At 54.0% G+C, this 15768-nt stretch carries 12 protein-coding genes, 2 pseudogenes and 1 other annotated feature; of the genes and pseudogenes, 4 read left to right on the top strand and 10 right to left on the bottom strand.

The genetic code is table 11. From position 1 onward, the window contains the following. Positions 1 to 397, bottom strand: a pseudogene (locus ACZAHD_RS16615) (protease SohB); the annotation flags it as partial. 254 nt (positions 398 to 651) lie between these two features. Here ACZAHD_RS16615 and ACZAHD_RS16620 point away from each other — a divergent pair. Continuing rightward, a complete protein-coding gene (locus tag ACZAHD_RS16620; RefSeq protein WP_462457750.1) occupies positions 652 to 1413 on the top strand; it encodes a YciK family oxidoreductase in 762 nt (253 codons plus the stop codon). After that, positions 1410 to 2000, top strand: a complete 591-nt coding sequence (gene cobO / locus ACZAHD_RS16625; protein ID WP_462457751.1) for a cob(I)yrinic acid a,c-diamide adenosyltransferase — start codon at positions 1410 to 1412, stop codon at positions 1998 to 2000. The genes ACZAHD_RS16620 and cobO overlap by 4 nt, the downstream gene beginning before the upstream one ends. Here cobO and ACZAHD_RS16630 read toward each other — a convergent pair. The 9 genes and pseudogenes from ACZAHD_RS16630 to rnm all read right to left on the bottom strand — a co-directional run bounded on the left by ACZAHD_RS16630 (position 1972) and on the right by rnm (position 12457). Further along, on the bottom strand, positions 1972 to 2946 hold the full coding sequence (locus ACZAHD_RS16630; RefSeq protein WP_462457752.1) for a helix-turn-helix transcriptional regulator: 975 nt from the start codon (positions 2944 to 2946) through the stop codon (positions 1972 to 1974). The genes cobO and ACZAHD_RS16630 overlap by 29 nt on opposite strands. Before the next feature lie 24 nt (positions 2947 to 2970). Then, positions 2971 to 5322: pseudogene (locus ACZAHD_RS16635) on the bottom strand (beta-glucosidase). A 16-nt stretch (positions 5323 to 5338) separates the two neighbouring features. Further along, the gene (locus tag ACZAHD_RS16640) at positions 5339 to 6700 is read right to left on the bottom strand and encodes an MFS transporter (protein ID WP_462457753.1); all 1362 of its coding nucleotides are present in this window, start codon (positions 6698 to 6700) and stop codon (positions 5339 to 5341) included. 179 nt (positions 6701 to 6879) lie between these two features. Continuing rightward, positions 6880 to 7761, bottom strand: coding sequence for a 23S rRNA pseudouridine(2605) synthase RluB (gene rluB, locus ACZAHD_RS16645; protein WP_462457754.1), 882 nt, complete (start codon positions 7759 to 7761; stop codon positions 6880 to 6882). A 580-nt stretch (positions 7762 to 8341) separates the two neighbouring features. Continuing rightward, positions 8342 to 8758 carry a hypothetical protein gene (locus tag ACZAHD_RS16650; protein ID WP_462457755.1) on the bottom strand — a complete coding sequence of 139 codons (417 nt, stop codon included), beginning with the start codon at positions 8756 to 8758 and terminating at the stop codon, positions 8342 to 8344. A 140-nt stretch (positions 8759 to 8898) separates the two neighbouring features. Next, positions 8899 to 10068, bottom strand: a complete 1170-nt coding sequence (locus tag ACZAHD_RS16655; protein ID WP_462457761.1) for an iron-containing alcohol dehydrogenase — start codon at positions 10066 to 10068, stop codon at positions 8899 to 8901. A gap of 329 nt (positions 10069 to 10397) precedes the next feature. Further along, positions 10398 to 10541 carry a hypothetical protein gene (locus tag ACZAHD_RS16660; protein ID WP_462457756.1) on the bottom strand — a complete coding sequence of 48 codons (144 nt, stop codon included), beginning with the start codon at positions 10539 to 10541 and terminating at the stop codon, positions 10398 to 10400. Positions 10542 to 10957: 416 nt separating this feature from the next. Beyond that, positions 10958 to 11578 (bottom strand): L-threonylcarbamoyladenylate synthase, encoded by a 621-nt coding sequence (locus ACZAHD_RS16665; RefSeq protein WP_462457757.1) that lies wholly within the window; start codon positions 11576 to 11578, stop codon positions 10958 to 10960. A 9-nt stretch (positions 11579 to 11587) separates the two neighbouring features. Beyond that, a complete protein-coding gene (gene rnm, locus ACZAHD_RS16670) occupies positions 11588 to 12457 on the bottom strand; it encodes an RNase RNM (RefSeq protein ID WP_462457758.1) in 870 nt (289 codons plus the stop codon). A gap of 159 nt (positions 12458 to 12616) precedes the next feature. Further along, positions 12617 to 12712 (top strand) — a sequence feature (Trp leader region). A gap of 34 nt (positions 12713 to 12746) precedes the next feature. On the opposite strand from rnm, the gene ACZAHD_RS16675 reads away from it, so the two are divergent. Together ACZAHD_RS16675 and trpD are read left to right on the top strand one after the other, a co-directional pair. Next, positions 12747 to 14309 (top strand): anthranilate synthase component 1, encoded by a 1563-nt coding sequence (locus ACZAHD_RS16675; RefSeq protein WP_462457759.1) that lies wholly within the window; start codon positions 12747 to 12749, stop codon positions 14307 to 14309. Beyond that, the coding region (gene trpD, locus ACZAHD_RS16680) for a bifunctional anthranilate synthase glutamate amidotransferase component TrpG/anthranilate phosphoribosyltransferase TrpD (protein ID WP_462457760.1) at positions 14309 to 15768 on the top strand (1460 nt) is incomplete at its 3' end. The genes ACZAHD_RS16675 and trpD, both read left to right, overlap by 1 nt.

The following is a 15768-nucleotide window of genomic DNA, read 5'->3' on the forward strand; positions in this document are numbered from 1 at the left end:
GCGGTTTTACTGCCGCCAGCACTGCGGTGATCTCTTCGCGCAGGCTGGCGACTTCGTGGGCATCCATACTGCCTTTGAAATCCAGCACCCAGGCACGCGGTTTGCTGTTTGGCTCCGTAGACCCAAGCTTAGCCCGCGCTTTGGCGGCCTTCGCCTCCTGCTTGTGCTTTTTCTTTTGCGCTTTGTGCCACACCTTTTGCTGCGGACCATCAAGCAGCGCAACCGCCAGCTCTTCCCGCATCTCTTTGTATTGCTCGCTGAGATTGGTTACCCGCAGTTCCCCACGCTGTTTCTTGCGCTGGGCCAGGTTAACAATGAGGGCGGTAATAACCGCAATGGCGACAACAACAGTCGCGATTTTGGCCAAAAATAAGCCATACTGAGCAAGTAATTCCACGTATTCACCTTGTGTAAACCACTGACGTTGAAGCACAGTGTACATCAGCCTGCGTCACCAAGTCTCTGCGCTTTGTGTGGTGCGTGAGACCCCTTCCCGTTTTTTTCAGCGACGATGAAATCGTTGCAAGATGTTCATTCCGCAAAGAGTTTCCCCTTCGCTGATTGCAATGCCTGGCTGTTTCAGGCATAAAACGCAAAAGTATGAGACCGAATACAACGCGCGATCGTCAGCAGATTGCCTAAGGAGTCGCCGTGCACTATCAACCACAGCATCATTTATTAAAAGATCGCATTATCCTGGTTACCGGCGCCAGCGACGGTATCGGCCGCGAAGCAGCATTGACCTATTCGCGCTACAGCGCAAGCGTTGTGCTGGTCGGACGTAACGAAGAGAAACTGCGCAGCGTGGCGCAGGAAATAGACCAGGCAGGCGGGCTTCCGGCACGTTGGTTCACGCTGGATCTGTTAACCTGCACGCCGCAGGAGTGCCAGCAGCTGGCACAGCAGATCGGCGTCCACTACCCGCGCCTCGATGGCGTCCTGCACAACGCGGGTTTGCTGGGCGATGTCTGCCCGATGGATCGGCAAAATCCGGAAGTCTGGCAACAGGTGATACAGGTCAACGTCAACGGCACCTTTATGCTGACCCAGGCGCTACTTCCTTTATTACTCAAGTCTGAGTCAGGCTCGCTGGTCTTCACCTCTTCCAGCGTCGGCCGCCAGGGACGCGCCAACTGGGGCGCCTATGCGGCCTCCAAGTTTGCCACTGAAGGGATGATGCAGGTGTTGGCCGAAGAGTACCAGAGCCGCCACCTGCGGGTTAACTGTATCAATCCAGGCGGGACGCGTACCAAAATGCGCGCCAGTGCTTTCCCGACGGAAGATCCGCAAAAGCTCAAAACCCCCGCCGATATTATGCCAGTTTATCTATGGCTGATGGGCGATGACAGCCGTCGCAAGACGGGAATGACCTTCGATGCCCAGCCAGGGCGTAAACCAGGAATTGCACAATGAGTGATGAACGCTACCGTGAACGCCAGCAGCGGATAAAAGATAAAGTGGATGCCCGCGTGGCGACAGCGCAGGAAGAACGCGGCATTATCATCGTCTTCACCGGTAACGGAAAAGGCAAAACGACGGCCGGTTTTGGTACCGTCACCCGCGCTATCGGACATGGAAAAAAAGCGGGCGTCATCCAGTTTATCAAAGGCACCTGGCCCAACGGCGAGCGTAACCTGCTGGAGCCGCACGGCGTAGAGTTTCAGGTTATGGCCACCGGATTTACCTGGAATACCCAGGATCGTGAAAGCGATACGGCGGCCTGCCTTGCCGTCTGGGAACACGCGCAGCGGATGCTGGCCGACGAATCTCTGGATATGGTTCTGCTGGATGAGTTGACTTACATGGTGGCGTACGACTATTTGCCGCTCGAAGCGGTCCTCACCGCGCTGCGCAACCGCCCGGTACAGCAAACGGTGATTATCACCGGGCGCGGCTGCCACCGCGAGATCATTGAGCTGGCCGATACTGTCAGCGAACTGCGGCCGGTTAAACACGCATTCGATGCCGGTATCAAAGCCCAGATGGGGATTGATTACTAAGCGTCAGCCGATCTAGCAGCGCTTGATTCAGCGGCAAACACAGGCAATCCTCCCCCAACGCCAGCGCGCTTTCGCGCATGTTTTGCCGCGAAACAAAGCGCTTACGGTATTCCGTCGGCGTCAGACCACAGTATTTATTGAAGGCGGCAATCAGATACTTATGTTCCTGAAAGCCGCAGCTGTGGCTGATTTCAGTAATGGGCGTACGGGTATCGCGCAGCAGCGTTCTGGCTTTATTCAGTCGGACCAGGGTGAGGTATTCTTTGAAATTATGCCGACTGACCTTTTTGAACAGCCGTGAAAACCACGAATAACTCATACCGCTATGATTCGCCACCTCGCTCAGGGTCAGAGGCTGGTCGAAGTGCTGATTAATAAAATCGATCCCTTTCTTGATCATCGCCTCTTCACGCAGTGAACTCTCCCCCTGGGCGGCCGGTTCTCCGGCCTGTACCAGCGCGTCGAGCAGCAGATAAGTCATCGCAATACGCTGAAACGGAGCGCGATTATCAATCAGCTGCGCGAGCAGGTCGCGAAGGCGCTGTTGTACCTGTCGGTCTGCCGCGCTCGGACAGCGCCCTCGCGTACACCAGTTCAGAACCGGCGCCGAATGCAGTTCATCGAACAGGCCGGGGGAAAACTGAACGGTCAACAGCGAACTCCCCGCCGCTTCCGCACACAGCGAGTGCACCGTCTCGGCATTGATGTAGAGCATGTCTCCCGCCCCCATCTCCACGCTCTGCTGGCCGATGACGATAGAAAACCGCCCACTCAGAATGGTGATAAGCTCTGGCGCCGGATGCCAGTGAGGTTCACAGTAACGCACCTCGGCCGCAAAGACATTGAGCTTTTCAGCATCAAAGGCGATCAGCTCATAGCCGCTGTTCGCCGTATGCCGCCCGGTCTCTGTCGCCGGACGTGGATGTGTCACGGAAAATGGAAACACGCATCATCTCCTGTCGCGGGACGATTATTCCGTCCCTTTAAGCGCGGCATTCAGCTCATCACGGTCAATATCAAGCGCTAAAAACTCGGTCAACGCGATCAGCATCCCGCAGAACAGATCCGGTGCCAGTTGGATCAGCCGTTCGCGGATATGCGCCGGTGGCCGCTGGCTCTTACGGGCAATCAGCGCCACCACCCGCGTGAACGCCTCCGGCTGCTGAATTAACTGCTGTAACGAGTTATCATCGCGTAGTGGGACATAGCGCGGCGGACAATCCACCTCAACTTCCGCACTCAGCGCCAGATCGCGAGAGGAGCTCCCCAGCCGAATCTGCCAACGCCCCGGTGTCACCACCCAATCCGCCAGTCCAGGATGATAGCAGGCAAGCTCAGCAACAGGCAGTTGCAGCGTGATGCGGCGAGTTTCTCCGGCAGCGAGCGACACCTTGCAGAACCCTTTCAACGCCTGCTCTTCGCGAATCAACTCCCCGACCGGCGCGCTGACATACAGTTGCACGATCTCTTTGCCTTCGCACTCGCCGCAGTTGCTCAGATCGAAAGAGACGGTGAGCGTCTCATCGGCTCCGATGCGTGATGCCGAAAGCCGGATATTGCGATAGGCAAAGCGGGTGTAACTCAGGCCGAACCCAAATGGAAACTGCGGCGTGATACGGCGTTTATCATAATAGCGATAGCCGACAAACAGCCCTTCTCCGTAGTGATGACACTGGTTTTCTCCGGGATAATGCAGCCAGGCGGGCGTCTCTTCAAGGCTATTGGGTATAGTGACCGTGAGTTTGCCGCAGGGATTACGTTTACCAAACAGAATCTCGGCCACCGCCCGCCCCATCCCCTGTCCGGCGAAGAAGGTTTCCAGCAGTGCTTTGCACTCAGAAAGCCAGGGCATCACCACCGCATCGCTGTTTGCCAGCACCACCACGATATTTGGTTGAACCGTTGCCACCTCCCGAATCAACTGCTCATGTACTGCCAGAATATTCAGATCCTGGCGATCGCCGTTTTCACCGTCTTCGCCAACGGCGGTACTGACAAAGATGATTACCACATCCGCCGCCTGAGCCACCGTTCGCGCTTCTGCCAGCGCCTGCGGGTCGCTATGCAGGTCGTCCGGAGCGCCAATAGCCCAGGAGACGTCGAAATCATCCCCGGCGAGGTCAAAAATTTCATCGAGCGGGCGATCCAGCAGCCAAGGAACCGTCGTGGCGCAGCCCGATCCCTGAATCACAGGTTCCTGCGCCGCTTTGCCTAGAACGGCAATCCGCCGGCTGCATTCCGCCCGCAGCGGCAGCAGGTTATCGTCATTCTTCAACAGTACGATAGATTCTGCCGCCAGCTGCTGCGCCAGCGCGTGATGTGCCGGGAAATCGGCCTGCGTCTGCGGACAACGATGACGCTGAACCTTATCCAGCAGCGTCAGCATTCGCAGACAAGCGCGATCGACCACTGCCATCGGCACTTCACCCGCGTGAATTGCCGCCAGCAGCGTTTGCTTGTCGCGGCGAGTTTCCGGCATGGCCAGATCGTTCCCCGCCAGCAACGATGCTGGGCGGTCTTTAATGCCATACCAGTCGGACATCACCAGCCCGTCCTAGCCCCACTCATTGCGTAATACCTGAGTGAGTAAAAAAGGATCCTGCGATGTCTGCATGCCATTTAGCCGGTTATAGGAGGACATCACCGTCCACGGCCGGGATTTGGCAATAGCCCGCTGAAAACCGGCAAGATAGATTTCACGTAACGCCCGTTCGTCGATGAGCGAATCCATCTCGGTGCGCCGGTATTCGGAGTTATTCGCCGCAAAGTGTTTGAGACTGGCGCCAACGCCTTCCTGCTGCAGACCGTTGATTAACGCCGCGGCAATATCTCCACTGACTACCGGGTCCTCGGCATAGTATTCGTAGCCTCGTCCGGCCAGCGGCGTACGGCGAATATTGATCCCCGGTCCCAGCAGAATCCCGACCCCCATCTGCTGGCATTCGCGCCCCAGCGCCTGCCCCATCCGATACACCAGATCTACGTCCCAGCAGCAAGCCAGGCTGGATCCGTTAGGAAAACAGGTCGCTGGCAACGAAGGGCTGAACAACGCTTCGCTGCCACCTTTTGCCGCGGGATCTTCTCCGTTAACCCGGTCGGCAGTCTGTGTGATCACCGAGATAAAGTCGTCCATACTCCATTTTTCGTCGCCGTCGATCTGTGCGCTGCTGTAGCGCACGCCATAGGTGCCGTCGGTCATCACGATATCATCAATGCCGTGCTGTGGCAGGGATGCCGTCCGCCACAGCCCGCTCCCGGTCAACAGCGCAACTTTCTCTTCTGCGGTCATCACCGTGATAACGGTATTCAATTCAGTATTCATCTCTGACTCCCTGAGGTTACAGCGCATTCTGTTTACGCAGGCTAATTTTCTGAACAATTTCGCGATACGTTTTTTCATCCAGCGAGTAACACGCGACAAATATTGCGCTGATGGCAAACATCGCACCGGGGAATAATGTCATCAGAATATTAATTCCGTTAATTGCGTTGGTGCTAATATTACCAGCATCATATTGATAATAGTCCAGCAGCCATCCCGCGCAGCCACCGCCGATAGCCATCGCAATTTTGGTAATAAAGTTGAAGAAGCCATAAATTGCGCCTTCGGTGCGCACTCCATGATGCCATTCGGCATATTCCACAGTATCCGCAATCATTGACCACATGGCCACAAACCCCATTCCCAGTGTAATACTGTAGAGACATACCCCGGTCATAATTAGCCACAGGTTATGCCCGGCAACAAAATACTGCATCAGCACCCCAATAATACCAATCAACAGCGCCACCAGCGCCATTTTCTTTTTGCCCATCAGCGCTATTGCTTTTTCCGAAATAATGGTTCCAACAATATAGGCACCAGACTGAATCAGGAAAAATGTGGCCGTATAACCTTCACTGCCGATAATGTACTTAATAAAATAGATCGCAATCGCCATCCACACGGTATAAGCAATATAGAAAAACACCGTAAACAGCGATAAATTAAGCAGCGGCGCATTGCCCATCACCGCCTGCAGCATTTCCCGCAGCGATGGTGCCGGAGTCTCTTCCTCTTCCCCCACACGTTCACGGGTCATGCCGAAACAGGCAAGGAACAAAAACGTGGCCAGCAGTGCAAAGCAAGAGACCGCAAAGGCATACCCTGCTTGCTTATCCGTAAACGGCGAGATCAGCATATCGGCGGTGGTTGAAACGATGAGATAACCAACAATCGCCAGCACAAACCGATATACCGATAGCGATGAACGCGAGGCTTCATGTTGCGTCAGACGATTCGTTAGTGCCGAATAGGGAGTATTGACCGAGGTATACGCCAGGCAATAGAGCGTATAAGCGATCAGCGCAAAGTAAAATTTCGCCTCACCGCCAAAGGGAACAAAACACAACACTGTTAAAAAACCTAACGGTATCGATCCATATAATAACCAAGGACGCAACTTGCCATATCGACTGTGCATTTTATCAATAGCAAAACCGATCAGAATATTAAAGACCGCATCAATGACCCGGGCTATAACAAATATCAGGCTGGCCTGCACCGCGCTGATGCCATAAATATTGGTATAAAAAAACAGTAAGAACAGAGAGGTAAAACCGAAAGATAAATTGGAAGCAAAGTCACCAAAGCCGTAACCTATTTTCTCTTTGACGCCGATAACCACATAGCTTGCCGATAACTTTTCTGTTGTATCCATTTTTGGCGACCTGTTTTTGTAATCACTGTCGACAGTATATGGCGATAGCAGAAACGGCACTTTGCGTTATTTGTCCGGGTGTTTCCTGTTTTTTGTCTTTATGCAGAAGTGTGAAAGGAGTCACATACAAGGAAGGTACGACAGAGAAATCCGGCGGAAACCCGCCGGATTTAAGCAGATTAGCCGTTGCTGCGGCTGCCGCCCGAACGGCGGTTATTGCTGTTTCCCACCTGGGAATGGCGTTTCACGGCGCGACGAATCTGATTCGCCTTCATACGGCGGCGATCTTTCTCTACCGCAACTTTCGAGGTGGTTTCCGCAGGCAGTTCAACCAGTTCACGCAGGTAGTTGGTTTGCGCCAGATCCAGCTCGGTATAGCCGCCGCGAGGCAGGCCTTTCGGCAACGGAATATCGCCGTAGCGCACGCGAATCAGACGGCTGACCTGTACGCCAACCGCTTCCCACAGACGGCGCACTTCACGATTGCGCCCTTCGGTCAGCGTGACGTTGTACCACTGGTTAATCCCTTCACCACCGGCAAACTTAATTGTTTTAAATGCCGCCGGGCCATCTTCCAGCTGCACGCCGCGAGACAGCTGACGCAGCTTATCTTCATCAACCTGACCGAACACACGCACGGCGTACTCACGTTCCACTTCGCGGCTCGGGTGCATCAGGCGGTTTGCCAGTTCACCATCGGTGGTGAACAACAGCAGACCACAAGTGTTGACGTCCAGACGCCCCACCGCAATCCAGCGCGCACCGCGCAGTTTCGGCAAACGATCAAACACCGTCGGACGACCTTCAGGATCGTTGCGCGTACAGAGTTCGCCTTCCGGCTTGTAATACGCCAGCACGCGGCAAATCTGCTCAGCGGATTCTTTCACCGAAATCAGATGACCATCGATACGAATTTTTAAACCCGGAACCACTTCTACACGATCGCCGAGGGTGGCGACCTTACCATCGACGCTGACGCGGCCAGCTTCGATTTTAGATTCAATTTCACGGCGGGAGCCGTGGCCAGCGCGGGCCAGCACTTTCTGTAATTTCTCGCTCATTGAGCTTCCTTAAGGTGTCGCCTTCCCAGGCGTCTGATATACTTTTCGAAACAACGAGTTAGCTAACCAATGAACTTAACTCGCTGATCTGTAACTATTCCATGGCAGATTGCATGGCAAACAACGTGTCGCACACGATGATTCGTGGGCGGACATACTACACGAATTTTAGACTAAATGATTCAACTAGTTTTATGCGTCTGCATCCTGGGACTGACCGCCATAAACAAGCCGAAGTCGTCATGAACCCGATCCGCATTTTGTCCGGATGCCGAAAGCAACGAGCATACAACTAACGCAATGCTTACCAGCCTGCACATCCCGATAATCGCGCTATCCAGGACCGATCTACCGCTTGCAAATCCAGTTGCCACCGCTCTGCACACTCAGTTGGAAGAAGTAAAGCAGAAATCTGGGTCTGACTTTAGCGTTAAAGCAAAACGCACCGTTTCACCCGAAGCTAAAGAACCGCTCAACCGCACTCGGGCTTTCGAAGGTGAGACGATGTATGTCAAAGCAAAGGGTCAACACTGGCGCAGAAGCATCGGCAACGAAACCCGCATTTCCAGGATGTGTGACTTTACGGGGTCGGTGATAAATCGAGCGCCCCGGTAACAAAACAAGACATACGCGAAGCCCTGGAAGTCACCGTCCCCACTCGCACCTGACAAGCAGTTATCATTGCCAGAATGCGTTGATGATGATGTTCCTGCTCAGTCGCCAGCACGTTGAGAAACACGTCCAAATCGGGTGTTCTCTCTTGAAAACGTACTTCACTGAAACAAAAGGTCTCCTTGAGAAATCCTCCACCGATGGCGTCCCCTTTGAGATTAAACCCAATCGACGAGGCCATGACACTCCAAGCACCCCGCGAGCGTGACAACAAGAAAGCCATGCAATGGCACGACGCAGCAAAGCTGTATACGAAGCATGTTTCGCTTAAGTCTAATAGATGCGCGCAGGTGGTTGTTGTTTGAAAAATCACCGCCGCGATCATATCCACTCCAAAAAGAAGGAGTTATAAAGACAATATAAACATTGTTTATAGCGGGAACTGTTAATCAACAATGATCGGCCTGAGGACTTATTACCTGTCAGCGGTAATAAGTCCTCAACGTGTGCTACAAGGACACGGGTCTATAGCGAGCCTTCACCTTCATAAGCTTGTCGATAAAGCTCAATGACCTGCTCTTTTGTCGCTTTTCTTGGATTAGTTAACTGGCAAACATCTTTTTTGGCATTTTCCGCCATAATGGCAAAGTCTTCAGTTTTTACCCCCAGACTTTTCAGGTCGGCAGGAATGCCGACCTGTTTGCTCAGACGACGGATGGCGGCAATAGCTTTCACAGCCGCTTCATCGGTCGACAGTCCTGCGACTTTTTCACCCATGGCTTCGGCAATATCGCGGAAACGATTAAGATTGCCAATAAGGTTAAAAGATTCAACATAAGGCAGGAGAATAGCGTTACATACGCCATGAGGAAGGTTATAGAACCCGCCCAACTGGTGCGCCATAGCATGTACATAGCCTAGCGAGGCGTTGTTAAACGCAATCCCGGCGAGATACTGAGCATAGGCCATGTTGTCTCTTGCCTTCATATACTCACCATTCGCTACCGCTTTGGGCAGATACTGAGTAATCATCTTAATAGCTTGTAATGCGGCAGCATCCGTCAGCGGATTAGCCATTGTTGACACATAGGCTTCGATGGCATGAGTGAGAGCATCCATGCCGGTTGCGGCGGTCAGAGAAGGCGGCATTCCAACCATCAATACCGGGTCGTTAATTGAGATTTGAGGTGTTACCCGCCAGTCCACGATCGCCATTTTCACCTTACGGCTTGTATCCGTAATAATACAGAAACGGGTAATTTCGGAGGCAGTACCGGCGGTGGTATTAATAGCCATCAACGGAATCATGGCGTTGCTGGATTTATCTACCCCTTCATAATCACTAATATTTCCGCCATTTGCCGCGACCAGCCCGATACCTTTTGCACAGTCATGAGAGGAACCACCACCGAGTGAAACAATCCCGTTACAGCCGTGTTCACGATAGCATTCGATGCCTGCAGCTACGTTTTTATCTGTGGGATTTGGCTCTGCACCACCAAATATATATACATCGATACCGGCTTCTTGATAGATTTTCGACACCTTATCCGCCATGCCGTTTTTTGCCAGGAATGCATCTGTGACAATAAGGATTTTTTTGACATTTAACGTTTTTGCTAAAGTACCAGCTTCCTGAACACTACCTTCACCAAAGATATTTCGTGCAGGTAGAAAATAATATGTCGACATTATTTATCCTCTATTAATCAATGTGATTGTTATAATGTTCATTACAGCGTTAAAATTCCAGGTGAAGTATCAGTCGCTTAGCATCACAAAACTGCGGTTGATGAGAATCAAAGCACTGACTGAACATGTGTAGTTAATGTTAAGGAAAAGCCGAACAGGAACAGTGAACAACCTCACAAAAACAGTGGTTTTTTTTAACAAGGGGGTTTAAATTTTTTTACATCCTGGTTTCGAAATATCATTTTTTATTATTAAGTTGGCCCAGTTTTTTACCTGTTCAACCTGGATAAAGAGACCTGCAGCATGGTTAGGGGCATCAGTAATCCCTCAGGCTACAGCCAGCCGATCTCCTCAATCAGGATCGCCAATTGCGTCGAGGTGAGGTGCACTTTTCCATCACCTGTTCGTGACATCTGTTCCCTGGCCGCCAGGCCGTTGAAGATATTGTGCGCATCGGTAATACCGGCAACCAGCAAGATTTTGTCGCTGTTGAGACAGCAATGCCACCTTAGTTAGTCAACGACACAGAATGGCATTCTAAATCAGCTACCACAGGCTGATAGATCATCGCCGGGGTTGATGTCATCATCTGATTCACCCGGTCATCTTCGACCTGTTCAGTAATAGAGTTTAATACGACTTGCCATAATCAGGCTTCCCGGTAGCAATATTAAGCAGTGGCCGCGCCCTCTTAAAATAACCGGAGGGATATATTTTCAGCTTATGCATGCTATTGGGATTCTATTAGCGCGTTGTTTTCAGCAGATATTGCAAGTGGAGTAATAGTATTTATGGAAATAATCCACCACCACATCAATATTATCTCAAAATAAACATTGGGCGGTGTGCTAAGGCCGGGCAGTCGCGGAAGCGCCACCCGGTGAGAAGAGGTTTACTGGAACGGTTTGACGTCACCGACGCCTTCACGCAGCACCACGGGCACATCTTCGGTCAGATCGATGACGGTGGTCGGCTGCTGGCCAAGATAGCCGCCGTGGATAATCAAATCCACCAGCTTCTCCAGCCGGTCTTTAATTTCTTCCGGGTCAGATTCGGTGAATTCGCTACCGGGCAGCATCAGCGAGGTCGACAGCATCGGTTCACCGAGCGTCTCCAGCAGCGCCTGGGCTATCGGGTTCGACGGCACACGCATCCCGATGGTCTTACGTTTCTCCTGCAGCAGGCGACGCGGTACCTCTTTGGTTCCCTTGAGGATAAACGTGTAGTTGCCTGGGGTGTTATTTTTTATCAGGCGAAACGCCACGTTATCGACAAACGCGTAGGTGGACAACTCAGACAAATCACGGCACATCAGCGTGAAATTGTGGCCATCAGGCAGCTGACGAATGCGGCAAATACGCTCCATCGCGCCTTTATCTTCAATCTTACATCCCAGCGCGTAACCGGAATCCGTGGGATAAACGATCACCCCCCCCTTACGCACAATCTCCACCGCCTGGTTAATCAACCGTACCTGTGGGTTGTCCGGATGGATATAAAAAAACTGGCTCATACTTCCCTCTCAATTTTGTTCTGCGGCCGTTTCCCAGCTCTGCCAGATCCCTTCCACACCAGCGGGTAGCCAAAGTTTGCGGCCCAGTTCGATCCACGGACAAGGTTGATGAAAATCAGAGCCTTGCGAACCGAGAAGACCAAACTGCGCGGCATATGCGGCAAGCTGCGTACGTTCATGGGGCGCCTGCTGACATTGCGCCAGTTCCATCGCATCGCCACCCTGCTCGCTGAAGTGGGCCAACAGCCGTTTCAGCCACTTGGCGGAGAGATCGTAACGCCCAGGATGGGCGATAACCGCTTTGCCGCCAGAATGATGAATGACATCAATCGCTTGTTTTATTGTACACCACTGTGGCGGAACGTATCCGGTTTTCCCACGGGCGAGGTATTTTTTAAAAACGTCGGCGATATTGCTGGCATGTCCGGCTTCCACCAGGAAGCGCGCGAAATGTCCGCGGGTGACCGCCCCGCCATCGGCAAGCTTCATGGCCCCCTCCAGGGCACCAGGTATCCGCGCTTTCTCCAGCCGCTCGGCAATCATCTGCGCGCGCAACTGGCGACGCGCCTTCTGCTCTTCCAGAAGAGCGGTCAGGGCCGGGTGCGCAATATCAATATTCAACCCGACAATGTGAATCTCGTGGTTTTCCCACAATGTTGAAATTTCCACCCCGGTCACCAGCGTCAGCGGTAAACCGGCGCGGGCGATTTCGGCACGCGCTGCGGGAATCGCCGCCACGGTATCATGGTCGGTAATCGCCAGCGTCCCGACGCGCATCTGGTGAGCGCGATGAACCAGTTCTTGCGGAGTCAGCCGCCCGTCAGAGGCGGTAGTATGGCTGTGCAGATCGTAAATCACTGCATAATGGGTGTCACTCAAAGAGACTCCTGCTGGACTTGGACTTAAATTAGCGCATTATCATAACGACTCACGGAGAAAATCTGCAAACAGGGGTTGACTTTATTTCCCTGGACTAGTTAACTAGTACGCAAGTTCACATGAAGGGGTATCACGATGAAAACGCAATTTATCACTCTGCACGGCTGGTGGCGCACCTCCTGATATCGGGCGGCGTGATCGCGTTTTGCACTCAGCATACAGATACCCGGCCCGCCAATGAGCGGGCTTTTTATTGGACAAATTATTATACCGAAAGGCGACAACAATAATGCAAACATCAAAACCGGCACTTGAGCTTCTCACCAGCGACGCCATATACCGCGAGAATCCCACGGCGTTGTTCCACCAGCTTTGCGGCGCTCGCCCGGCCACGCTGCTGCTGGAGTCCGCGGATATCGACAGCAAAGATGATTTAAAGAGCCTGCTGCTGGTGGACAGCGCGCTGCGCATTACCGCGCTAGGTGACACCGTCACTTTACAGGCGCTGTCCGCTAACGGCGCGGCGTTGCTGGATTTACTGGATAACACCCTGCCTTCGGGCATCGGCAATCAGCGTCAACCCAACAGCCGGATCCTGACCTTCCCGCCCGTCAGCGCGCTGCTGGATGAAGATGCTCGCCTGTGCTCTTTATCCGTCTTCGACGCCTTCCGTCTGCTGCAGGAGCTGGTGACCGTCCCGTCGGACGAGCGCGAAGCGATGTTCTTCGGCGGCCTGTTTGCCTATGACCTGGTGGCCGGTTTTGAAAATCTGCCGGCGCTGGAAAGCGACACCGCCTGCCCGGACTACTGCTTCTATCTGGCCGAAACTCTGCTGGTCATCAACCATCAAACCAAAAATACCCGCATTCAGTCGAGCCTGTTCACCCCACTGGAAAATGAAAAACAGCGTCTGTTACAGCGGATTGCCCAGCTTCGCCAGCAACTTAACGAGCCACCAGCGCCGCTGCCGGTGACCAAAGTTGAATCTATGACCTGCGACTGCGATCAGAGCGATGAAGAGTACGGCGCGGTGGTACGCAAAATGCAACGCGCGATTCGCGCAGGTGAAATCTTTCAGGTGGTACCGTCCCGTCGCTTCTCTCTGCCCTGCCCGTCGGCGCTGGCGGCTTACGACGTTCTGAAAAAGAGCAACCCAAGCCCGTACATGTTCTTTATGCAGGATAACGACTTCTCTCTGTTTGGCGCATCGCCAGAAAGCTCGCTGAAATATGACGCCGTCAGCCGTCAGATTGAAATCTACCCGATTGCCGGTACCCGTCCACGCGGCCGCCGTGCCGACGGATCGCTGGATCGCGATCTCGACAGCCGTATCGAGCTGGAAATGCGCACCGACCATAAAGAGCTTTCCGAGCATCTGATGCTGGTTGACCTGGCGCGTAACGACCTCGCGCGAATCTGTACGCCGGGCAGCCGCTACGTCGCCGACCTGACCAAAGTAGACCGCTACTCCTTTGTGATGCATCTGGTATCCCGGGTCGTTGGCGAACTACGTAGCGACCTCGACGTCCTGCACGCCTATCGCGCCTGTATGAACATGGGCACCCTGAGCGGCGCGCCAAAAGTACGCGCCATGCAGCTTATCGCCGCCGCCGAAGGCAAACGCCGCGGCAGTTACGGCGGCGCGGTGGGTTACTTTACCGCCCACGGCGACCTTGATACCTGCATCGTGATTCGTTCTGCCTACGTGCAGGACGGCATCGCCACCGTCCAGGCTGGCGCCGGTATTGTTCTGGATTCAGTGCCTCAGTCCGAAGCGGATGAAACCCGCAATAAAGCTCGCGCGGTGCTGCGCGCAATCGCTCAGGCCCACCACGCTAAGGAGACTTTCTGATGGCCGACATTCTGCTGCTCGATAATATCGACTCTTTTACCTATAACCTGGCAGATCAGCTGCGCGCGAACGGCCATAACGTGGTGATTTACCGTAACTCGGTTCCGGCACAAACCTTAATTGAGCGTATTGGTACGATGAAGAATCCGGTACTGATGCTTTCCCCGGGGCCGGGCACCCCCAGCGAAGCGGGCTGTATGCCGGAGCTGCTGACCCGACTGCGTGGCAAACTGCCCATCATCGGTATCTGCCTCGGTCATCAGGCCATTGTTGAAGCCTACGGCGGCTACGTTGGCCAGGCGGGCGAAATCCTGCACGGCAAAGCTTCCAGCATCGAACATGACGGTCAGGCAATGTTTGCCGGGCTGAGCAACCCACTGCCGGTAGCGCGTTATCACTCGCTGGTTGGCAGCAATATTCCGGCCGGGCTGACCATTAACGCCAACTTTAACGGGATGGTCATGGCGGTGCGTCATGATGCTGACCGCGTCTGCGGCTTCCAGTTCCATCCGGAGTCGATTCTCACCACCCAGGGCGCTCGTCTGCTGGAGCAGACCCTGGCATGGGCGCTGCAGAAACTCGAGCAGACTAACGTTATTCAGCCGATCCTCGAAAAACTGTATCAGGCGGAAACCCTGAGCCAGCAGGAAAGTCACCAGTTATTCTCGGCGGTGGTGCGCGGCGAGGTGAAACCCGAGCAGTTGGCTGCCGCACTGGTAAGCATGAAGGTCCGGGGCGAACAACCGCAAGAGATTGCCGGTGCCGCGACCGCCCTGCTGGAAAACGCTGCGCCGTTCCCACGTCCGGACTACCTGTTCGCCGATATCGTTGGTACCGGCGGCGACGGCAGCAACAGCATCAACATTTCCACCGCCAGCGCCTTCGTGGCTGCGGCCTGCGGCCTGAAAGTCGCCAAGCACGGCAACCGCAGCGTCTCGAGCAAGTCGGGATCTTCCGATCTGCTGGCAGCATTCGGTATCAACCTGGATATGAATGCCGATAAGTCCCGTGCCGCGCTGGATGAACTGGGTGTCTGCTTCCTGTTTGCGCCGAAGTATCACACCGGTTTCCGCCATGCGATGCCGGTTCGCCAGCAGCTAAAAACCCGCACGCTGTTCAACGTGCTCGGGCCGCTGATTAATCCGGCGCATCCGCCGCTGGCGCTGATTGGCGTCTACAGCCCGGAACTGGTGCTGCCGATTGCCGAAACCCTGCGCGTGCTGGGCTACCAGCGTGCTGCGGTGGTTCACAGCGGCGGCATGGATGAAGTGTCGCTGCATGCGCCGACGGTAGTCGCCGAGCTGAATAACGGGGAAATCAAAAGCTATCAGCTGACGGCCAATGACTTTGGTCTCACGCCTTACCATCAGGAGCAGTTGGCTGGCGGCACGCCGGAAGAAAACCGTGACATTCTGACGCGCTTGCTACAAGGTAAAGGTGAAGCCGCTCACGAAGCCGC

The organism is Raoultella sp. (assembly GCF_039594335.1).
Taxonomy (GTDB): domain Bacteria; phylum Pseudomonadota; class Gammaproteobacteria; order Enterobacterales; family Enterobacteriaceae; genus Klebsiella.

Coding starts and splice junctions, on each gene's coding strand:
- cobO (WP_462457751.1), top strand. CDS start 1,410: ATGAGTGATGAACGCTACCGTGAACGCCAGCAGCGGATAAAAGATAAA.
- ACZAHD_RS16640 (WP_462457753.1), bottom strand. CDS start 6,700: ATGGATACAACAGAAAAGTTATCGGCAAGCTATGTGGTTATCGGCGTC.
- rluB (WP_462457754.1), bottom strand. CDS start 7,761: ATGAGCGAGAAATTACAGAAAGTGCTGGCCCGCGCTGGCCACGGCTCC.
- ACZAHD_RS16650 (WP_462457755.1), bottom strand. CDS start 8,758: ATGATCGCGGCGGTGATTTTTCAAACAACAACCACCTGCGCGCATCTA.
- ACZAHD_RS16665 (WP_462457757.1), bottom strand. CDS start 11,578: ATGAGCCAGTTTTTTTATATCCATCCGGACAACCCACAGGTACGGTTG.
- ACZAHD_RS16675 (WP_462457759.1), top strand. CDS start 12,747: ATGCAAACATCAAAACCGGCACTTGAGCTTCTCACCAGCGACGCCATA.